23 protein-coding genes are annotated in these 20,438 nt (G+C 66.1%); 19 read left to right on the top strand and 4 right to left on the bottom strand.

All coding sequences use genetic code 11. The annotated features are described in order from the left end of the window. Positions 1–8 precede the first annotated feature (8 nt). Positions 9–881, bottom strand: coding sequence for a sigma-70 family RNA polymerase sigma factor (locus ACIBW7_RS14425; RefSeq protein ID WP_397046700.1), 873 nt, complete (start codon positions 879–881; stop codon positions 9–11). Between the two features lie 95 nt (positions 882–976). On the opposite strand from ACIBW7_RS14425, the gene ACIBW7_RS14420 reads away from it, so the two are divergent. From ACIBW7_RS14420 to ACIBW7_RS14350, 15 genes are all read left to right on the top strand, one after another. Further along, entirely contained in the window at positions 977–1,354 is a 378-nt protein-coding gene (locus tag ACIBW7_RS14420) for a DoxX family protein (protein WP_397046699.1), read from the top strand. Between the two features lie 17 nt (positions 1,355–1,371). Then, on the top strand, positions 1,372–2,511 hold the full coding sequence (locus ACIBW7_RS14415; RefSeq protein ID WP_397046698.1) for a serine hydrolase domain-containing protein: 1,140 nt from the start codon (positions 1,372–1,374) through the stop codon (positions 2,509–2,511). A gap of 159 nt (positions 2,512–2,670) precedes the next feature. Next, entirely contained in the window at positions 2,671–3,012 is a 342-nt protein-coding gene (gene rplS / locus ACIBW7_RS14410) for a 50S ribosomal protein L19 (RefSeq protein WP_011210681.1), read from the top strand. Between the two features lie 108 nt (positions 3,013–3,120). Continuing rightward, a complete protein-coding gene (lepB, locus tag ACIBW7_RS14405; RefSeq protein ID WP_397047071.1) occupies positions 3,121–3,864 on the top strand; it encodes a signal peptidase I in 744 nt (247 codons plus the stop codon). A 97-nt stretch (positions 3,865–3,961) separates the two neighbouring features. Continuing rightward, a complete protein-coding gene (locus ACIBW7_RS14400; RefSeq protein WP_397047070.1) occupies positions 3,962–4,696 on the top strand; it encodes a ribonuclease HII in 735 nt (244 codons plus the stop codon). A 46-nt stretch (positions 4,697–4,742) separates the two neighbouring features. Next, positions 4,743–5,048, top strand: a complete 306-nt coding sequence (locus tag ACIBW7_RS14395; RefSeq protein ID WP_011210678.1) for a DUF2469 domain-containing protein — start codon at positions 4,743–4,745, stop codon at positions 5,046–5,048. 195 nt (positions 5,049–5,243) lie between these two features. Continuing rightward, positions 5,244–5,600 (top strand): YraN family protein, encoded by a 357-nt coding sequence (locus tag ACIBW7_RS14390; RefSeq protein WP_397046697.1) that lies wholly within the window; start codon positions 5,244–5,246, stop codon positions 5,598–5,600. Next, complete coding sequence (locus ACIBW7_RS14385) at positions 5,600–7,108, top strand: YifB family Mg chelatase-like AAA ATPase (RefSeq protein WP_397046696.1); 1,509 nt, start codon at positions 5,600–5,602, stop codon at positions 7,106–7,108. Before ACIBW7_RS14390 ends, ACIBW7_RS14385 begins: the two co-directional genes overlap by 1 nt. 578 nt (positions 7,109–7,686) lie before the next feature. Then, positions 7,687–8,805: a DNA-processing protein DprA gene (gene dprA / locus ACIBW7_RS14380; protein WP_397046695.1), complete on the top strand. Its 1,119-nt coding sequence runs from the start codon at positions 7,687–7,689 to the stop codon at positions 8,803–8,805. A 241-nt stretch (positions 8,806–9,046) separates the two neighbouring features. Further along, entirely contained in the window at positions 9,047–9,967 is a 921-nt protein-coding gene (locus ACIBW7_RS14375; RefSeq protein ID WP_397046694.1) for a tyrosine recombinase XerC, read from the top strand. Positions 9,968–10,457: 490 nt separating this feature from the next. Next, a complete protein-coding gene (locus tag ACIBW7_RS14370; protein ID WP_397046693.1) occupies positions 10,458–11,186 on the top strand; it encodes an acetoacetate decarboxylase family protein in 729 nt (242 codons plus the stop codon). A 162-nt stretch (positions 11,187–11,348) separates the two neighbouring features. After that, positions 11,349–11,714 (top strand): YidH family protein, encoded by a 366-nt coding sequence (locus ACIBW7_RS14365; RefSeq protein WP_397046692.1) that lies wholly within the window; start codon positions 11,349–11,351, stop codon positions 11,712–11,714. Then, positions 11,711–12,019, top strand: coding sequence for a DUF202 domain-containing protein (locus ACIBW7_RS14360; protein ID WP_397046691.1), 309 nt, complete (start codon positions 11,711–11,713; stop codon positions 12,017–12,019). The genes ACIBW7_RS14365 and ACIBW7_RS14360 overlap by 4 nt, the downstream gene beginning before the upstream one ends. 48 nt (positions 12,020–12,067) lie before the next feature. Beyond that, entirely contained in the window at positions 12,068–13,963 is a 1,896-nt protein-coding gene (locus ACIBW7_RS14355) for an alkyl/aryl-sulfatase (protein ID WP_397046690.1), read from the top strand. A gap of 69 nt (positions 13,964–14,032) precedes the next feature. Continuing rightward, positions 14,033–14,398, top strand: a complete 366-nt coding sequence (locus tag ACIBW7_RS14350) for a hypothetical protein (protein ID WP_397046689.1) — start codon at positions 14,033–14,035, stop codon at positions 14,396–14,398. Positions 14,399–14,573: 175 nt separating this feature from the next. On the opposite strand, the gene ACIBW7_RS14345 is transcribed toward ACIBW7_RS14350, so the two are convergent. From ACIBW7_RS14345 to ACIBW7_RS14335, 3 genes are all read right to left on the bottom strand, one after another. Next, positions 14,574–15,092 carry a DUF1990 family protein gene (locus tag ACIBW7_RS14345; RefSeq protein WP_397046688.1) on the bottom strand — a complete coding sequence of 173 codons (519 nt, stop codon included), beginning with the start codon at positions 15,090–15,092 and terminating at the stop codon, positions 14,574–14,576. Between the two features lie 70 nt (positions 15,093–15,162). Further along, positions 15,163–15,708, bottom strand: a complete 546-nt coding sequence (locus tag ACIBW7_RS14340; RefSeq protein WP_397046687.1) for a M23 family metallopeptidase — start codon at positions 15,706–15,708, stop codon at positions 15,163–15,165. 6 nt (positions 15,709–15,714) lie between these two features. Continuing rightward, on the bottom strand, positions 15,715–16,236 hold the full coding sequence (locus ACIBW7_RS14335; protein ID WP_397046686.1) for a hypothetical protein: 522 nt from the start codon (positions 16,234–16,236) through the stop codon (positions 15,715–15,717). A 365-nt stretch (positions 16,237–16,601) separates the two neighbouring features. Here ACIBW7_RS14335 and rpsB point away from each other — a divergent pair, with 365 nt between their 5' ends. From rpsB to frr, 4 genes are all read left to right on the top strand, one after another. Next, on the top strand, positions 16,602–17,435 hold the full coding sequence (rpsB, locus tag ACIBW7_RS14330) for a 30S ribosomal protein S2 (RefSeq protein ID WP_063045818.1): 834 nt from the start codon (positions 16,602–16,604) through the stop codon (positions 17,433–17,435). 96 nt (positions 17,436–17,531) lie between these two features. Next, positions 17,532–18,356 carry a translation elongation factor Ts gene (gene tsf / locus ACIBW7_RS14325; protein ID WP_397046685.1) on the top strand — a complete coding sequence of 275 codons (825 nt, stop codon included), beginning with the start codon at positions 17,532–17,534 and terminating at the stop codon, positions 18,354–18,356. 248 nt (positions 18,357–18,604) lie between these two features. Continuing rightward, entirely contained in the window at positions 18,605–19,333 is a 729-nt protein-coding gene (gene pyrH / locus ACIBW7_RS14320) for a UMP kinase (RefSeq protein WP_397046684.1), read from the top strand. 49 nt (positions 19,334–19,382) lie between these two features. Beyond that, positions 19,383–19,940, top strand: a complete 558-nt coding sequence (gene frr / locus ACIBW7_RS14315) for a ribosome recycling factor (protein ID WP_040693344.1) — start codon at positions 19,383–19,385, stop codon at positions 19,938–19,940. The last annotated feature ends 498 nt before the right edge of the window (positions 19,941–20,438 follow it).

The raw sequence follows: 20,438 nt of genomic DNA, 5'->3' as shown, positions 1-20,438 counted from the left end.
CATGGTGATCAACCGCCCAGGACTGGGTGTGGGAGGCGGTCTCGGTCGGAGAGCAGGTCGATGGCGGCGATCTTGTCGTCGACGATGGTGAAGGCGATCAGTGAGACTGTCCTGCCCTTGGCAGTATTGAGCAACCCCGCCGCGCCGTTGACCAGGACATGTTGCGAGGCAAAGGCATTGGCGGCGCGCTGGAAGGCATCGAGCTGACCGGCCACCGTCGCGGCGCCGCGCAAAACGCGCATGCCGCCGGGGAAGCGGGCTCCGGCGTCGGCGCGCAACACCACATCGGGGTCGAGAATGGCCATTAGTGCGTCGAATTCACCGCCGCGGGCGGCCGAGAGGAAGGCCTCGACAACGCGACGTTGACGCGGCAGATCCCGGTCGGGTAGCGGCGCGCGACCCTGGACCCGGCGGCGGGCGCGGCTGGCCATCATCTTCGCGGCGGCCGCGGATCTGCCGATGATCGGGCCGATCTGGTCGAACGGCACCGCGAACATATCGTGCAGCACGAAGGTCACGCGCTCCGCGGGATTCAGCGAGTCCAGCACGACCAGCAGCGCCAGACCGACCGAATCCGCGAGTACCGCTTGCTGTTCCGGCTGCGCTGCGTCATCGGCGACGATGATCGGGTCAGGCAGATAGGCCTCCTCGCGGCGGGACTTGCGCGACCGCAACATGTCCAGGCAGACCCGCCCCACGGTCGTGGTCAGCCAACCGCCGAGATTGTCGATTTCGGTGGTGTCGACCCGGGACAGCCGTAACCAGGCCTCCTGTACCGCATCATCGGCCTCGCTCAGCGAACCGAGCATGCGGTAGGCCACGGCGACCAAGTGCGCGCGATGCGCCACGAATCGGTCTGCCAAAGAATCGTTTTCGCCCACAGGGATCTCCTCGAGGTTGCTCGAAGAGATGACGGCGCCGAGGCCGTGAGTGTGACAACCCGTTACCTTGTCGGGTCGCCATCCGTCACACAGATATGAACCTACGAAAGACCGCCCGCCTCGCCTACCTCGGCGCCACCGGAATCCTGCTGACCGAAACCGTCGTCGGGTCCTACTGGGATCTCGCGCGAATCTCCTACGTACGCGAGGTTTTCCAACGACTCGAGTACCCGATGTACTTCGCCACCATCATGGGCGTCGCCAAAGCCGCCGCGGTCGCCGCGATCGTGACGCCGGGCTTCCCGCGTGCCGAGGAATGGGCGTACGCGGGTCTGACCTTCGTCTACGGCGGCGCGGCGGCCTCCCATATCGCGGTCGGCGACGAGCCGAAGGCCTGGCTCGGACCAGTGGGTTTCGCCGGGCTCACCCTCGCGTCGTGGGCGCTGCGCCCGACCAGGCCACTTGCGGTCTGACGGGAGCGGAATCGATCATGGACAACGAGATAAACGGCACTGTCGCACCGGGATTCGATTGGGTGCGCGAGGAATTCGCCGCAGTGGTCGCCGAGGAGAACGGTGAATCCGGTGCCCAGCTCGCCGCTTTCGTCAACGGCGAGCAGGTGGTCGACCTGTGGGCCGGTCCGCAAGTCACCAGCGACACTTTGACGGGGCTGCTGTCTTCGACGAAGGGCGCATCCGCGCTGGTCGTCGCGCTGCTGCTGCAGGAGGGCTGGCTCGACCTGGATCGCACCGTCGCCGACTACTGGCCGGAATTCGGCTCGTCCGGGAAATCCGCCATCACCCTGCGACAGGTGTTGACCAACCGTGCGGGCGTCATCGGCGTCGACGGCGGTTTCACCATTGCCGAACTTGCCGACGACCGACGCATCGCCGAACGGGTCGTGACGCAGTGGCCGCACATCCGGCCGAATTCGGCGCAGGCCTACGGCGGCTTCGTCACCTTCGCGATCATCGGTGAGGTGGTGCGTCGTGCCGCGGGCGGTTCGATTCAGGAACTGTTCGAAGAACGCGTCCGGGCTCCCCATGGGTTGGATGTCTACCTCGGCTTGCCCGCCGCGCTGGAGGATCGCTATCTGCCGATCCTGCCGTGGCTGGCCACACCGGCGATGCAGGCCGCATTCGAAGCGAATTCACCTGGTCCGCACAGCATTCCGGGCATCGCCTACAACCTGCACGCCGCCGACTTCACCCCCGTCGACGTCCTGACCTTGCCGAACGATCCGGGCGTACGCGCACTGGGCCAAGGCTCGGCGGGAGGAGTCGGCAGCGCTCGCGGACTGGCGGCCATGTACGCCGCCGCGATATCCGGAGACGCTCCGCTGCTGAAGCCCGACACGCTCGCGGCGGTGACCGCCATCCACAGCTCCGATCCGGATCTCGTGCGCGGCGACCGCGCGCCCTATGCGATCGGCTTCGAGGCCAAAGGTCTGCACTACCCGTTCCTGAGCGCGAATGCCTTCGGTCACACCGGGGCCGCGGGCAGCGATGGCTTCGCGGATCCGCGGAGTGGGTTGGCCTATGGCTACACTCGGCGGCGCGCGGCCTTCGGGTTCAGGGGAGAGGAGAACGACCGCCTCGCGGCCGCCGTACACCGCGCGGCCACGCGGTGAGCCGGGCCCGATTTTTCCCGCGACCCGCCGATCTGGCACAATACACAGGTTGCCCTGGGTGCATTCGGCCCACGGAGCACCCCATATTCGGAGCATGAACCGGTCGAGCACGCGAGTGCCGCCAGGGTCCTCTGCTCGCGCAAACATCAGAAGGATGAAATGAACACCCTTGACTTCGTCGACGAAAAGTCGCTGCGCAGCGACGTCCCCGACTTCCGTCCGGGCGACACGCTCAACGTGCACGTGAAGGTCATCGAAGGCTCGAAGGAGCGCATCCAGGTCTTCAAGGGCGTCGTGATCCGGCGTCAGGGCGGTGGCATCCGCGAGACCTTCACCGTCCGCAAGGTGTCGTTCGGTGTCGGCGTGGAGCGCACCTTCCCGGTGCACAGCCCCAACATCGACCACATCGATGTCGTGACCCGCGGTGACGTCCGCCGTGCCAAGCTGTACTACCTGCGCGATCTGCGCGGCAAGGCCGCCAAGATCAAGGAAAAGCGCTGACCGAGTAGCAGCACCCGCTCGGCACGAAAGTTCTTCAGCTAGCCCGGCATCGGACGTCAGTCGCGGTGCCGGGCTAATCTGTTCCGCGTGGCAGACGAAAGTGGGTCGATGACGGTGTCCGATTCGGACGACGAGGGCGTGAGCCGCCGCTCACGGCGCTCGAAGCGCAAGCAGCGCCCCTTCTGGCAGGAACTGCCGGTCCTCATTGTCATCGCCGCGGTCATCGCGGCACTCATGGTCAGTTTTGTCGGGCGGCCGTACGTCATTCCGTCCCAGTCGATGGAAGACACGCTGCTCATCGGCGACCGCATCTATGTGGAGAAGCCGAGCTACTACTGGGGCGAGCCGCAGCCCGGTGACGTCGTGGTGTTCGTCGGCCCGCCGTCCTGGAATACCCGCTACCAGTCGATCCGGTCCAGCAATGTCGCCGTGCGCGGCGTGCAGAACTTCTTCTCCTTCTTCGGGCTCGTGCCACCGGATGAGAACGACCTGGTGAAACGGGTGATCGCCGTCGGCGGCCAGACCGTGCAGTGCTGTGACGCGCAGGGGCGGGTCATGGTGGACGGCAAGGCGCTGGACGAGCCGTACGTCCTGAACGATTACCCGTGGTATCCGGGGCAGCAGAATGCGACCTACCCGGCGGGCCGGGTATTCGGCCCGGTCAAGGTGCCCGAGGGCAACCTGTGGGTGATGGGCGACAATCGCAACCAGTCCGCCGATTCCCGCGCCCACGTCAGCGATAACCTGCAGGGCACCGTCCCGATCGACAATGTCCGCGGTAAAACGGTCTTCAAGATCTGGCCGCCCAACCGGATCGGTCCGGTGAAAGCGCAGGATCCCCAGACGAACTGATCGGTGCGGGCCGCAGGATAATTGGATGGTGGGGCAGGGTCGAGTGGCTAGGGCTAATGGCGCGACTCCGGGCAACGGGTGGCCGCCGCGTGTCGTCATGCGTCGAGCCGGTGGGTTGCGCACGCTGGAGGCGGCGCTGATCCGCAGCGGACTCGGCCCGGTCGCCGGGGTCGACGAGGCCGGGCGCGGACCGTGCGCGGGGCCGCTGGTGGTTGCCGCCTGCCTGCTCGCTCCCAAGGCCTACGACAGGCTGGCTGGACTCGACGATTCCAAGAAGCTCACCGAATCCGTGCGCGAGGAGCTGTACCCGATCATCACGCGGTTGGCGCTGGCCTGGAAGGTGGTCGTCATCCCGGCCTGGGAGATCGATTCGATCGGCATCCACGTCGCCAATATCGAGGGCATGCGCCGCGCGGTCGCCGGGCTCGGACGGACACCGGGGTATGTGCTGACCGACGGATTCCGGGTGCCCGGAATTCCGGTGCCGTCGCTGCCTGTCATCGGCGGTGACGCGGCCGCGGCCTGCATCGCCGCCGCGAGCATCCTGGCCAAGGTGACCAGGGATCGGATGATGGTCGAGCTGGACGAGCGGTTCCCCGGCTACGGATTCGCCGCGCACAAGGGCTACAACACGCCCGAGCACACAGCCGCGCTGGAACGGCTCGGACCGAGCAGTGAGCACCGCCGATCCTGGCGCAATGTGCGCTTGGCAGCGGGGTTGCGGCCGGTAGCCGCGGCGGAGTACGCCGACGCGGAACTGGCCGACGAGGTTTTGCTGGAGGGCGTCGAACCGGATAGCCGAGTGGCTACCGACGCGGCGCATGCGCGATGATGATGTCAGCAGACGCAGTGCGGCGAGAAGGAGGACGTCCCACCCGATGAGTGCCGAGGACCTGGAGAAATACGAAACCGAGATGGAGCTCTCGCTATACCGGGAGTACAAGGACATCGTCGGTCAGTTCTCGTACGTGGTGGAGACCGAGCGCCGCTTCTATCTGGCCAACTCCGTCGAATTGCGGCCGCAGAACGCCGACGGCGAGGTGTACTTCGAGGTACGCATGAGCGATGCGTGGGTGTGGGATATGTACCGACCCGCGCGCTTCGTGAAGCATGTTCGGGTGATCACGTTCAAGGACGTGAATATCGAGGAGCTCGAGAAGCCGGATCTGCGGTTACCCGAGTAGGCGCCGGGATCGACGCGGGCCGCGATCGCGTTGGTGCTGATCTTCCGCCGGCCCAATAGCATTGGGCACCGACAACTAGGCGGCATACGGGGGTTGGATGCCCGGGTTGTCCACAGCTGAGCGGGTATCCACAGGTTTTCTGTTTGCGCAGCTCGGTGTCATCGGGCGTGGGCGTGGTCCGAGCACGCTGAGCTGGTGGCAGACAACCAGGCGCTCGGCGCACAAGGGGAAGAACTGGCGGCCCGATTCCTGCAGGCCGCCGGGATGGAGATCATCAGCAGGAATTGGCGGTGCAAATACGGCGAACTGGATCTGATCGCCCGGGACGGGCGCGTCACCGCGTTCGTCGAGGTCAAAACGCGAACCGGAACGAAATTCGGCGCGCCCGCCGAGGCGGTCACCTTCGATAAGCAGCAGCGGATCAGGCGGTTGGCGCTGGTGTGGCTGGCCGAACAGGACGGCCCGTGGCGCGATATCCGCTTCGATGTCATTTCGGTGCTGCTGCACCGCGGCCACCGACCGATCATCGATCATCTGAAAGCGGTGTTCTGATGGCGCTGGGGGTGGCGTATTCGGTCGCGGTGAGCGGGGTGGACGGCCAGCTGGTCGAAATCGAGGCGGATATCGGGCAGGGATTGCCATCGGTGCATCTGGTCGGGCTGCCCGATACCGCACTGCAGGAATCCCGTGACCGGGTACGTTCCGCGGTGGCGAATATCGGGGAAAAGTGGCCCGACGGCCGCGTGATCCTGGCACTGTCCCCGGCGACGCTGCCCAAAATCGGCAGTGTCTACGATCTGGCCCTCGCGATCGCGGTGCTCGACGCGGCGGGCGCGGTTCCCTCCGATCGGCTCGGAAAGACCGTATTGCTTGGGGAATTGGCGCTGGACGGGCGGGTCCGCCGGGTGCGCGGCATCCTGCCCGCTGTGCTCGCGGCACGCAATGCGGGCTGGATGCGGGTGATCGTGCCGGAATCCGCACTGGCCGAAGCCGGGCTGGTGGATGGCATCGAGGTTTTCGGGGCCACGAGCCTGCGCACTGTCGTCGCTTGGTTGCGTGGCGAAGGCGGTCTGGTCGAGCCCGATGGCATGCTGCCCGACACCGTGCGCTGCGATGGCGATCTGAGCGAGGTGGTCGGTCAGGAGGAGGCCAGGTGGGCATTGGAGGTAGCCGCGGCCGGCGGGCACCACCTGCTGCTCACCGGGCCGCCCGGCATCGGCAAAACCATGCTGGCGCAACGTCTTCCGGGTCTGCTGCCGCCGCTCACCGAATCCGAAGCACTCGAGGTGACGGCCATCCATTCGGTCGCAGGCGCACTCTCCGATGACCACCCGTTGATCACCATGCCGCCTTTCGTCGCTCCGCATCACTCGACCTCGGCCAGCGCCATGGTCGGCGGGGGATCGGGTACCGCTCGTCCGGGCGCCGTCAGCCGTGCCCATCGCGGGGTCTTGTTTCTCGATGAATGTGCGGAGATAGGAACCAAGGTCCTGGAAGCGATGCGAACTCCCTTGGAAGAAGGCGAAGTTCGCATCGCCCGCCGCGACGGCGTGGCTCGGTATCCGGCCCGTTTCCAATTGGTCTTGGCCGCGAACCCCTGCCCATGTGCCCCGGCCCGCGATGTCGACTGCATCTGCGCCCCGCTCGCGCGTCGCCGATACCTGGGCAAGCTGTCCGGACCGTTGATGGATCGCATAGATATCTGGGTCCAGATGCACGGCAACTCCGGCGCATCGTTCGCCGCCGAGGAAGCCGAGAGCAGCGAGGTCGTGCGCCGCCGAGTCGCGGCCGCAAGGCAGGCCGCGATACAGCGTTGGAAGGACTACGGCTGGGCAACCAACGCCGAAGTCCCCGGCCACATCCTGCGCCAGCGCTTCCGACTCCCCCACGAAGCAACCGCCCCCATCGAAGCCGCCCTCCGCCTGGGCCGCCTCTCCGCCCGCGGCGCCGACCGCGCGCTCCGCGTCGCCTGGACCATCGGCGACCTCCGCAACGCCGAGCAACCCAGCGCCCAAGACGTACTGGCCGCTTTGAACTTCCGTCAACGGGGCTCACATTGAGTGCGGCAACGGGAGACGAACGCTCGATCAGCGGTGAGATTTCCGGAACGAGGTCCGTTGCGCCAGACGTGGGTGGCGGTGCAAGCGCCTGCGAGCTCACTGTTATGGCGCATATCGGCGCGACCGCGCCGGATCTCGCGGCGACAGAAGAGAGTGCAGAGGCTGCGGCTAGCGGCGGAGCTGCTGCTGCCGGGAGTGTGGGCATGTCGGTGAACACTGTCTCGGATCGCCAAGCTTCGGCAGCCCGTGGCGGCCGTCGTGCAACAGGACCGCTGATGGGCGACGACCCTAGTGCGACGGGGGGTTCGGAAGCCACGTCGGGTTGTGCAGGACTGGCGCCAGATGGTGGATCCGCTGAATCGGCGAGTGGTGCTGCGGCAACACGAGCCTCGGGTGCGGCGGCGGGAAGCGATACGTACCCGGTCGCATTGGTAGTCAGGAAGGCGGATGCGGCGAGGTATGCCGGGGTGAGGGTAGGGCGCACGCGTGGTTCGGACCATGGCGTTGTAGATCTGGATGGTTGGGATTCGGGGGGATCGGAGTCGGCCGTTTCTGGTGGGGATGCTGATGAGCGGCGGTTGGCTTGGGCGTATTTGTCACGGGTTGTTCAGGGGCCGTGTGCGGCGTTGTCGTCGTTGATCGAATCGGTGGGGGTGGTGGAGGCGGCTCGGGCGGTGCGGGAGTGCGAGCTGCCTGAGTCGTTGCGCGGGCCGACCGCTATGCGGCGGGAGATCGATAGTGCGGCACGGGATCTCGAGGTGATGGAGCGGCTGGGTGGGCGGTTGGTGACCCCGGACGATCCGGAGTGGCCGGCCTGGCGGATGCTCGGGCTCCGCCAACTCGAGCCCGGACGCGATCGTGACGGGGCGGTGCCATTCGTGTTGTGGGTGCGTGGGCCGCGGTCGTTGTCGGAGTCGAGCGAGCGGGCGATCGCGGTGGTCGGTTCGCGATGCAGCAGCGGATACGGAGAGCATGTCACCGGCGAGATCGTTGGTGATCTGGCCGCCCAGGGCTGGACGATCGTCTCCGGAGCCGCCTTCGGTATCGACGGCATGGCGCATCGTGCTGCCCTCGCCGTCGGTGCTCCGACGATCGCCGTCCTTGCTTGCGGCGTCGATCGCCCCTATCCGGCCCAGCACGAACGACTCTTGGCCGAGATCGCCGAAACCGGTTTGGTGATCAGCGAATACCCGCCGGGCACGATTGCCCACAAGAACCAATTCCTGGCCCGCAATCGCGTGATCGCCGCGCTGGCGGACGGAGTCCTCGTCGTAGAGGCCGGACTACGCAGCGGCGCCCGGAATACCGTGAAATGGGCCCGCCGCCTCGGCCGCCCCGCCCTCGCCATCCCCGGCCCGGTCACCGCCGCCTCATCGGCAGGCTGCCACCGCATGATCCGCGAAGGCGAGGCCCTCCTGGTCACCCGCGCCGATGAGGTCATCGATGAAGCAGGTCCACTACGCCTTTCGCTACCGACCACCCAGCCGTCCGACCCCAGCGACCGACTACAAGGCAACGAAGCATCGGTCTACGCCGCCCTCCCCGAAATCGGCTCTCGCCAACCCCGCGTCATCGCCGAAAACGCCGGCCTAGACCTCACAACCGTCCGCGCCATCCTCCCCGCCCTCGAACTCGCCGGCTTAGTAGGCATAGACGAAAACGGCTGGCGCCGAACCGCAAACCCGCCGAGCCGATGAACGCCCACGCCATGGGCCGATCACAGCTCCGCGACCGGGCGAGCCGGCCCGTCGCTACGCGGTCAAGGGTTCAGGTCGGCGCGGATCGGTGCGGTCGGAGGCTGGGAGTGGTTCGTCCGTTGCGGCCGGAGGAAATTCGGTCGAGACGTGGTGACGCGGCAGACCCCTGTTCGCGGAGCAAACCTGCGGCGTCGCGGCGTGCTTACTTGCCAAGGGGGGTGGGGGCGGTGACGGTGGGGGGATGGAGTTGCCGGAGGATCTCGAGGCGTTGCTGGCGGAGTATGAGCGGCATTTGCGGCTCGGGCGGAATCGGTCGGTGCATACGGCGCGGGCGTATGTGGGGGATGCGCGGTCGTTGTTGGGGCATTTGGTTGCGCGGTCGGCGGATTCGGCGGTGCGGGAAATGGATTTGGCGTTGCTGCGGTCGTGGTTGGCTGCGCAGTCGGCCGGTGGGGCGGCGCGGACAACCATGGCACGGCGGGCGTCTTCGGCGAGGACGTTCACCGCGTGGTTGACGAGCACCGGACGGCTGTCGATCGATCCGGGGTTGCGGCTCGGGTCGCCGAAGGCGCATCGGGTGTTGCCCGCGGTGCTCGGTACACAGCAGGCGGTCGCAGCTATGGATGCGGCAGAATCCGGCGCGGTGCAACGTGATCCGATGGCATTGCGGGATCGGTTGATCGTGGAACTGTTGTATTCGACGGGCATTCGGGTGAGCGAGTTGTGCGGCCTGGATCTCGACGATATCGATCGCGAACGGCGGCTGGTCCGCGTTATCGGTAAGGGCAACAAGGAGCGCTCGGTGCCCTTCGGAGTTCCGGCCGACGAGGCGATCGCGAATTGGTTGCAATACGGCCGTCCTGCCCTCGCGACAGCCGACTCCGGCCGGGCGCTGTTGCTCGGCCGTCGTGGCAAACGGCTCGACCAACGTCAGGCCAGAACGGTTGTCCACGAGGTCGTTTCGGCAATCCCGGGCGCACCCGATATGGGGCCGCACGGCCTGCGGCATTCGGCCGCAACCCATCTGCTCGAAGGCGGCGCGGACCTGCGCGTAGTACAGGAACTCCTCGGCCACGCCAGCATGGCGACCACCCAGCTCTACACCCACGTCTCGATCGAGCGCCTGAAAAAGGTCCACGACCAGGCTCACCCCCGAGCCTGACCGCCCATAGAGCGGCGGACGAAGATCTGAGGCGCGATGGGGAGGCCCGCAGTCATGGCCCGGCCGCGCTTGACTACCGGAGTTGAGGATGCACATCGGAACTGGAGACCGTGATTTTGGCGTTGGCCCTGGCTCGGACGTCACCCGGATCCTGATCGTCTGCAGGAGTGGCGGACGATTGCCCTGATCGGGGTGAATCGGTTGAGGTCGGGTGGACACCACCTGTCGCGGCTGCGCACTCGCTGAACGGGGTTCGCGCATGCCGCAAGCGATGTGCGGCGGACGATCGTGTGCGAGTTGGACCCGAACTGCGCAGCAAACGACTCTGCTGTAATTCTGAAACGTGTTCTTGCCGATGAAGTAGTCCGGTAAGCGCGAAATAGTCGCTATTCTGACACGAGTTCTAGTTTGGAGGATTCGTGAACGCCGCACGATTTGTCGACCGCTCGGTGGTCGACGCATGCTGCATTGCTGTCTCGGGGTGGAGCCGATGAGTACGCATACTGTGCTGGGCAAGGAAGTACAGATGCCGGTGCGGATTCGGCTCGCGCATGCCTTCATGGCTACCTACTCGGTATCGGCGGCGCCCGCGCAGCGGCTCCTCGACTACTCCGGCCTGGAGATTGTTCGGCTGCCGGGTGGTCGTGCCATGTGCACGCTCGTTTTCGTCGATTACGTCGATGGCGACCTCGGGCCGTACAACGAGTTCGGTGTGTCGTTCATGGTCCGGCACCACACCGCTGGGCCCGCCAGCACGCTCGGCGATCTGCGTGCTCTGTCCACCGGCGGCGCCGGTGTCTTCATTCATCGCCTCCCGGTCGACGGCGAATTCACCCTGGCCGCCGGCCGCGGCATCTGGGGCTTCCCCAAGGAAATCGCCGATTTCGACGCACAGCATGAGGGCAGCGTGCGACGCGGGGTTCTGCACCAGAACGGGCAGTTGATCGTCGATCTGACCATCCGCCCCGGCCTCGCGGTCCCGCAACGCCGTAAGGGCTCCTCCTTCGACGCGTACTCCCACATCGACGGCGTCACCCGCTGCACGCAGTGGCAGATGGAACCGTCCGGCATGCGCGCTCGACCGGGCGGCGCTGAGCTGTCCCTCGGCGAGCACGCCTGGGCCGACGAATTGCGCTCGCTCGGATTGCCCAAGCGCGCACTCATGGCCTCGACCGTCGATCGGCTCGCGATGACCTTCCAGGACGCCACACCCATCTGACCGGGAGTGCGGCACCCGCGATCGTGATCTTCGTAGACGACGAGAACGCCGGTCGTTAACCTGACGTAGCGGAGCGTTCGCATGCGGCAGTAAACCGACCAGCGATGGAGAGGTGCCCGTGAATTCCGACGACGACGATGGTGCAGTCCGAGCCGAGGCGCCATGACACTCCCCAACCCCGCCGAGGAATCCGAGGAGGGGGAGGAGGAGATCGATTACCGCTTCACCCTCGCCAACGAACGCACTTTCCTGGCCTGGATGCGCACCTCGCTCGGCCTGCTCGCAGGCGGTGTCGCGGTGCATACGCTGGTGCAGCCGGTGCGGATGTCGGGGTTGCGCCGGACGCTCGCGATGAGCTGCATCGTGCTCGCCGTGATTATCGCGGTCGGTGCGTATGGACATTGGCGGCGCGTCGGTCGGGCCATGCGAAACGGTGAACCGCTACCCGACACCATCATGGTGCCGATTCTGTCCTGGGGTATCGCCGTCGTGTCGGTATTTGCGTGCGTCGTGGTGTTGTTCCGATGACCCCCAAGAGTCTGGCCGCCGAACGCACCGCATTGGCGTGGCGGCGCACGGCCATTGCCGCGATGGTCGTCGCGGCGCTTTTCGTCAATCATGCCGCGACCAACGGGTGGCGCGCCGTCGCCATCGCGCCGACCGGGGCGGCGATCACCATGGCCGCCGTTGCGGCCCTGTCCTTTTCACGCAATCGCGCCTTGCACCGGGGGCGCTTCGGCCACGGCGGGGGAGTCATTGCGGCGACGATGCTGGCGGTGCTGGCCGTCGCATGCGTCGCGGCCGCAATCGGGTTTACGGATCCACGGCCCTAATGCGTTGCGGGCCGGACATGTTCGGCCGACAAGCACAGGAGGATGGACATGAGCACAGCGACCGAGCCGAGCGAATTCATCGTCGCCGAGCAGCAACGAGCGGCGGCCGCACTGCCAACTGATACCGCCGATCTCGCGGATGCGGACCGCGGGTTCATTGCGGCACTCGAGCCCGGAGAGGTGCGCACGTCGGACGGAAAGGTGGTGTGGGACAACGACTCCTACGCCTTCCTACAGGGAACCTGCCCGGCGTCGGTCAATCCGAGCCTGTGGCGGCAGTCCGGGCTGGTCGTCAAGCAGGGGCTATACGAGGTCGCAACGGGCATCTATCAGATCCGCGGGCTCGATCTGTCGAATATGACGCTGATCGAGGGAACCACCGGTGTGCTCGTGATCGATCCGCTGATCTCAGCGGAGACCGCCGCGGCGGGCTTGGCGCTGTATCGAGCGCACCGAGGCGATCGGCCGGTAACCGGGTTGATCTATACCCATTCGCACGCCGACCATTTCGGCGGTGCGATGGGCGTGACGACGGTCGCCGATGTTGCGGCGGGCCGCTGCCCGGTGCTCGCTCCGGCCGGATTCCTCGAACACGCGGTTGCCGAGAACATTTATGTGGGAACTGCGATGGGGCGTCGGTCTGCCTATATGTATGGCGCCGCGCTACCGCGGGGGCCGAAGGGGCAGGTCGGGGCCGGGCTCGGACAGACCACGTCGCTGGGCACGATCACCTTGATTCCGCCGACGGTGGATATCACCAGCACCGGTCAGGAAGAAACGGTCGACGGAATCCGGATCATCTTCCAGCTCACCCCGGGCACCGAGGCACCCGCCGAGATGAACTTCTACTTCCCCGAGATGCGCGCGCTGTGTATGGCCGAGAACGCAACGCACACATTGCACAACCTGCTGACGCTGCGTGGCGCGCTGGTACGTGACCCGCATGTGTGGGCCAAGTATTTGACCGAGTCGATCAATCTGTTCGCCCGCAATTCCGACGTGGTCTTCGCCTCGCATCACTGGCCGACCTGGGGTACCGAGCGGCTGGTGGAATACCTTTCGCTGCAACGGGATCTGTATGGATACCTGCACGATCAGACGGTGCGCAAGCTCAATCAGGGTTATCTGGGTGGCGAGATCGCCGAGATGCTGGAACTGCCACCGGCCATCGCCGATGCGTGGCATACGCACGGGTATTACGGTTCGGTCAGCCACAATGTCAAGGCCATCTACCAGCGATACATGGGGTGGTTCGACGGCAATCCGGCGCATCTGTGGGAGCATCCGCCGGTCGAATCCGCAAGGCGACATGTGGAATTCATGGGCGGTGCCGACGAGGTGCTGCGTAAGGCGCAAACCGCTTACGACGCAGGGGATTACCGGTGGGTCGTGCAGGTGGTCAACTATGTCATCTTCGCGGATCCGGCCAATGAGGCGGCGAAAACGTTGCAGGCCAACACCTTCGAACAGCTCGGCTATGGTGCGGAGAACGCCACCTGGCGCAACTTCTTCCTCAGCGGAGCCTATGAGCTGCGCAATGGCTCGTTCGGCACGCCGACGACGAATGCGCCCACGATGCTCGAGGCACTGACCATCGAGCAGATCTTCGATGCGATCGCGCTGCGCATAGATGGCCCGAAGGCGTGGAATCTGCGCGTGGTGATCGACTGGCACATCACCGACGAAAAGCGCACCTACCGCCTCGAACTGCGCAACGGCCTGATGGTCCACTACGACAAGCCCGACGGCGCCGACTTACCCGACCCGGACGCCTCTTTCACCTTGACGAGGTCGATCCTGATTCGAGCCTTGTTGGCAGGGGAGAATCTCGGCGCACTGGTCGCCGCGGGCGAAATCGCCATTGCCGGGGACCCCAGCGGGCTGAACGCGGTGGTCGGTGCGATCGACGCGCCGGATCCGGACTTCGCCATCGTCACCCCGTGAGATAGCCCTTGCGTGCCGCTCGGCTGAATCGCTCGACCCGCGAGGTCCCGGCGCGTACGGTCGGCGACCATGTCCACCGAAGCCATCGACAAATCCGTACCTCTGCGTGCACGCCTCCGCACCGCGCTGTCTGTCGCGATGAAGACCCGCGACCGCAGCGCGATCTCCGGACTGCGCTCTGCGCTCGGTGCCATCGATAACGCCGAAGCCATCGACACGGTGGACATCAAGGCCGGCGCCATCGAGAGCAGCGCGGTCGGACTCGGCGCCGCCGAAGCTCGCCGCCGCGATCTCACCGAAGCCGATATCGAACAGATCGTCCGCACCGAAATCGCCGACCGGCAGCAGGCGGCTGCCGAATACGACACTCTCGGACGCTCCGATCACGCTGACCTGTTGCGCGCCGAAGCTGCCGCACTCGAGGCGCAGCTCTAGGTACCCGACACCGTGTGCTCATGCATGAGTCGAGTTGGTTATGCGACGCGTGGATGGCCGTCGAGCACCTCATTGCCGCGGGTCTCTTCGGTGCTATCGCCCATCCGGGCAAGTGCGCTGAATTCGGCTGCACTGCAGCGGTATCCGGTGTCCCGACCGGGGTGCTGTGCGGGTCCTAGGCGGAGTTCGGGAGCGTGTCGATGTACTTTCCGGCAATGATGCGTTGGATGGCTCGCACCACCGGTCCGCCGAGCCGGACGTACCAGGCCCCGGGGCGGGAGAAGGCCGTGACCAGGCCGTAGACGGAGTCATCGGTGGTGTCGTATTCGACGGCGAAGAGTTCCTCGCCGATCTCTGGATGTCCGGGCAGCGTGCCGTACGCGAAGCCGCGCCGGTCGGGTTCGTCGAGAATGTAGACGACCCGGCACGGTGCGGTGATGCTGACCGGACCGACGCCCAACCGCACTGTCAGCCGCGTCCCCGGCTCTGCGGTCGGTGTGTCGGCCTCCCGAAAGATGCCGGTGCCCTTCTGCATTCGATACGCCAGGATCTCCGCACTCGCGCGCTCGAACAGGGCCCGCCCGGACCCGATGCGACGGCGTAGCCGAAACCGGTGATAGCCCGCGGGCAGCACCTTCTTCGTCGCGCCGACCTCGGCATAGGTGAACGGCGGATCTCCGAACGCATATCCCATAACCCGATCCTCGCGCCGAAACCGTCACTGCGGAAGAGCATCCACCGAAAGCTGCTGCTCGGCCCCGAATTCAAGTCACCGGCTTCAGTCGCAGGGGAGTCGGGTGCAGTAGTCCGAGCGGATCGATGTACTCACGTCGGCTGTGACCGCTTGTTTCTCGTCTCGCACCCCAATGCAGGCACGCCGCCGCCGCGCAACCCTCGTGTCCCGCCTCCAAAGTGCCGACTCGCGTTCCGCGACCGACTCGCGTGCCCACCGAAACCTCCGCTTGCACCGGCTCGTACGTGGTTCGCAGCCCGCCGGGGTGATCGATCGACACGACCGGTTTGCCTGCGACCGTCACCGCGAACACCACGATTCCGTCTCCGGCCGCGAGTACCGCCTGCCCATTCGTACCTGCCAGATCGACCCCGCGATGTCCGGGTAGCCAGTCCTGTGCCGGTTTGTCGAATTTCCGCTCGACCACCGGCCGTGGCTGCAGCGGCCAGCTGAACTCCCCGTGCGGAGCAGCCGAAACCGACTGCTCCGCAACGAGTCCCAGCAGAGCGATGACCCCGAGGACGATCGAAATCAGCCGCCACCCATGCGGGCCGACGATTCTGCTGTGGCGGTTCATCCGAGATCAGCGCGCCAGCGGGAGGGGAGCCCGCTGAACCAGATCCAGCAGCAGCGACAGCAGATCGTTGAACGCCCGCGGCAACGAGCTCGCCGACCCCGTGCCGACCCCGCGCGCGAGAACAGTGGCGAGTGGTGGCGTGCCCTCCCCGGCGATAGGCGTCTGCACGCCGTCGGCCGAACGCAGGTCCGATGCATTGTCGACGCGGACTGGATCCGGCGCGACATTCGCGGCATTCACGCCCAGCCCGCCAGGCGCGACATTCACCACGAGCGGCGCAGCACGAACTGGATCCGGCACCCGCGCCAGTCCAGCACCCGCCGAACAGGCCGAACCCGTGCACTCCCCGAACACGACTTCCGAGCCGGGGAAACCGCCATCAGGCGCAGCGGTTGCCGCAGCTCCCCAAGGCAGCGCCACGGCAGCCCCGCCATTCGGCGGTGCGGCCGAAACCGGCTGCGCCAGAGCCAGTGACAGCAGGAACAGCGGTGGGATGAGCATGGTCATCGAGATAGCTATGCGATTCATGTTTCAAGCGTCGGCCGCGTGCGGCACCCGCAGTACCCTCGCTTCGGCGAGTGTGGACAACTTGCACGGTTGTGGAGATGGCCCGTTTCGACCCATGACAGGGCGATTTAGAAACTCACCCCCTCAGCCCGTAGACTGGTCGAGCGGTCTGTGCCTGCACGGACCGACTTCGCGCGCCACCCCGTGCTTGTTCGTAACGGCGCTGTTCGAACCGGAGCTCGACTTCGTGAATCGGCAGTGCATGCGGAGCAGGGAATCATCGGCTGGTCCTGATCCTCGCGATCGGGTCCGATGATTCGGAGGCGCCAGGGCGGCGGATCACCGATTCGCCGCGGCAACCGGCAACGAAAGAGAGATACGGCACCATGGCTGTCGTAACAATGAAGCAGCTGCTCGACAGCGGCGCACACTTCGGACACCAGACCCGGCGCTGGAACCCGAAGATGAAGCGGTTCATCTTCACCGACCGCAACGGCATCTACATCATCGACCTGCAGCAGACGCTGACCTACATCGACAAGGCCTACGAGTTCGTCAAGGAGACCGTCGCCCACGGTGGCACCGTTCTCTTCGTCGGCACCAAGAAGCAGGCCCAGGAGTCGATCGCGGCCGAGGCGACGCGCGTCGGGATGCCCTACGTCAACCAGCGTTGGCTGGGTGGCATGCTCACCAACTTCTCCACCGTGCACAAGCGCCTGCAGCGCCTCAAGGAGCTCGAGGCGATGGAGCAGACCGGTGGCTTCGAGGGTCGCACCAAGAAGGAAATCCTCATGCTCACGCGTGAGATGAACAAGCTGGAGCGCACCCTCGGCGGTATCCGCGATATGGCCAAGGTGCCCTCGGCCATCTGGGTCGTCGACACCAACAAGGAGCACATCGCCGTCGGCGAGGCGCGCAAGCTGAACATCCCGGTCATCGCGATCCTGGACACCAACTGCGATCCCGATCTGGTCGACTACCCGATCCCGGGTAACGACGACGCGATCCGTTCCGCCGCTCTGCTGACCAAGGTCGTCGCCTCCGCGGTGGCCGAGGGCGTGCAGGCGCGGGCCGGTATCTCCTCCGGTGACGAGAAGCCGGAAGCCGGTGCGGGCGAGCCGCTCGCCGAGTGGGAGCAGGAGCTGCTCGCGCAGGCCGCCCCCGCCGCAACCGAGGCCGAGGCTGCCGCCGAGGCCCCCGCCACCCCGGCCGACGCCTGATCGTCGCGTTTGTTCACCTTGCCGACCTCTCCTGCATAGGAGCGGTCGGCAAGGTGGTGTTACCACCCGAAACAACACACAGGAGGATCGCCACCCATGGCGACATACACCGCCGCTGACGTGAAGCGGCTGCGGGAGCTCACCGGCTCCGGGATGATGGACTGCAAGAACGCGCTGGTCGAGACCGACGGCGATTTCGACAAGGCCGTCGAGGTGCTGCGCATCAAGGGTGCCAAGGATGTCGGCAAGCGCGCCGAGCGCGCCACCGCCGAGGGCCTGGTCGTCGCCAAGGACGGCGTGCTGATCGAGATCAATTCCGAGACCGACTTCGTCGCCAAGAACGAAGAGTTCCAGGGCCTCGCCGACAAGATCGTGACCGTCGCCGCGGCCGCCAAGCCGGCCGACCTGGACACGCTGAAGGCGCTGAAGCTCGACGGTCAGACCGTCGAGGAGGCGCTGCAGGCGCTCGCCGCCAAGATCGGTGAGAAGCTCGAGCTGCGTCGCGTCGTCGCCTTCGACGGCCCGGTCGCCGTCTACCTGCACAAGCGTGCTACCGACCTGCCGCCCGCCGTCGGCGTGCTGGTCGAGTACCAGGGCGAGGGTGACGCCGCCGCCGACGCCGCGCGTGCCGTCGGCATGCAGGTCGCCGCGCTCAAGGCCAAGTACCTGACCCGCGACGAGGTTCCGGCCGACGTGGTGGAGAACGAGCGCCGCATCGCCGAGCAGACCGCCAAGGAAGAGGGCAAGCCCGAGGCCGCGCTGCCGAAGATCACCGAGGGCCGCGTCAACGGCTTCTTCAAGGACGTCGTCCTGCTGGAGCAGGCGTCGGTCACCGATTCGAAGAAGACCGTCAAGGCCCTGCTGGACGAGGCCGGTGTCACCGTGACCCGCTTCGCCCGCTTCGAGGTCGGCCAGGCCTGATAACGCCCGCGAAACCCCTCGTGCTCCGGCTACGGTGTACGAGGGGTTTCGGCTGTCCGGACGCTGCGCGTTCACCCGCAATTCCCGAGCCTGACCGGGCGAGTTCGTTGCGTCCGAGGGGGTCTTCTACCCACATCGAATCCGAGTAGGGCAGGATAAGGACGCTCCGCATTGAGCCTCCGCGTTGCCATCCGGCCCACGTGCTGTGTCGACAGACCGAAATCTATCGCCGAAGGAGACGAACACCCATGACGGACCCCGGGACCGACCGCCCAGGATATCGCCGGGTGCTCCTCAAATTGGGCGGGGAGATGTTCGGCGGCGGCAAGGTCGGGCTCGACCCCGATGTGGTGCAGACGGTCGCCGAGCAGATCGCCGAGGTGGTCTCCAGCGGTGTTCAGGTCGCCGTGGTGATCGGCGGCGGTAACTTCTTCCGCGGCGCCGAACTCGAGGAGCGCGGCATGGAACGCGCCCGCTCGGACTATATGGGCATGCTCGGCACCGTGATGAACAGCCTTGCGCTGCAAGACTTTTTGCAGCAGCAGGGCATCGACACCCGGGTGCAGACCGCGATCACCATGGGCCAGGTCGCCGAGCCGTATCTGCCGCTGCGCGCCAAGCGGCACCTGGAGAAGGGACGCGTTGTCATCTTCGGCGCGGGCATGGGTATGCCCTACTTCTCCACCGACACCACTGCCGCCCAGCGTGCGCTGGAGATCGGCGCCGAGGTGGTGCTGATGGCCAAGGCCGTCGACGGGGTGTTCACCGCGGATCCTCGGGTCGACGAGAGCGCGACGATGTACACCGAAATCACGCATAAAGAGGTCATCGAGCGTGACCTGAAGGTCGCCGACGCGACGGCGTTCAGCCTGTGTATGGACAACCAGATGCCCATGCTGGTGTTCAATTTGTTGATAAAGGGCAATATCGCCCGTGCGGTCGCCGGTGAGAAGATCGGCACATTGGTTCGGTCCTGACCCCGCGCCCGCGGATCATGACGATGACGACGCTGTGGAGGAAACGGTCGTGATTGAAGAAGCGCTCTTCGACGCCGAGGAGAAGATGGAGAAGGCCGTCTCGGTGGCGAAGGACGATCTGGGGTCCATCCGCACCGGTCGGGCGAATCCGGGTATGTTCCAACGGATTGTCATCGACTACTACGGTTCGCCGACCCCGATTACCCAGGTGTCGAGCATTACCGTGCCCGAGCCGCGGATGGTGGTGATCAAGCCGTACGAGCAGTCGACGCTCGGCGCGATCGAAACCGCGATCCGCAATTCGGATCTCGGTGTCAACCCCACCAACAACGGTGACATCATTAGGATCTCGGTCCCGCAGCTCACCGAGGAGCGGCGCCGTGAACTGGCCAAGCAGGCCAAGGGCAAGGGCGAGGACGCCAAGGTCTCGATTCGGAATGTCCGCCGCAAGGCCATGGACGAACTGTCGCGGATCCAGAAGGATGGCGAGGCGGGTGAGGACGAGGTCGGGCGCGCCGAGAAGGAGCTCGACAAGACCACCGCGAAATATGTCGGCCAGGTCGATGAACTGGTCAAACACAAGGAAGCTGAACTGCTCGAGGTCTGAGGTCCGAGGCCGGATCTTTCGGGCCCGCCCGGGCGGGGGACGAACGGAACGACGAGTTGAGCGACGGGACAATCGTGGCCGAGAACGCCGCCGCGACCGGTGCGGCCGAGGAGCCGAGGCCGGCCAACGGCACAGTTGATGCGACGGACGGGCGCGCGGTCGATGCCGCGATTCCCGAAGCCGCACCTCCCGAACCCGTGCACACCGACTACGTGACGTCCGAAGCCGAACGGCGAGGATCCTCGGTGCCGGTGACCTCGACCGGCCGCCCGGCAACTCCGGGCGATGCGACCGTCGCACCCTCGGGACCGACCACATCCGGCCCCGCGACCGACGGTCTCGCGACCGATGGCCCCGCGACACCCGGCCCAGCGACTGATGGACCTGCGACACCTGGCCCAGCGACTGATGGACCTGCGACACCTGGCCCAGCGACTGATGGACCTGCGACACCTGGCCCAGCGACTGATGGACCTGCGACACCTGGCCCAGCGACTG

It is taken from the genome of Nocardia sp. NPDC049526 (genome assembly GCF_044465765.1).
Taxonomy (GTDB): Bacteria; Actinomycetota; Actinomycetes; order Mycobacteriales; family Mycobacteriaceae; genus Nocardia.
The sequence above is the reverse complement of the archived record's forward strand: the minus strand, read 5'-3'. Positions and strand labels throughout refer to the sequence as shown.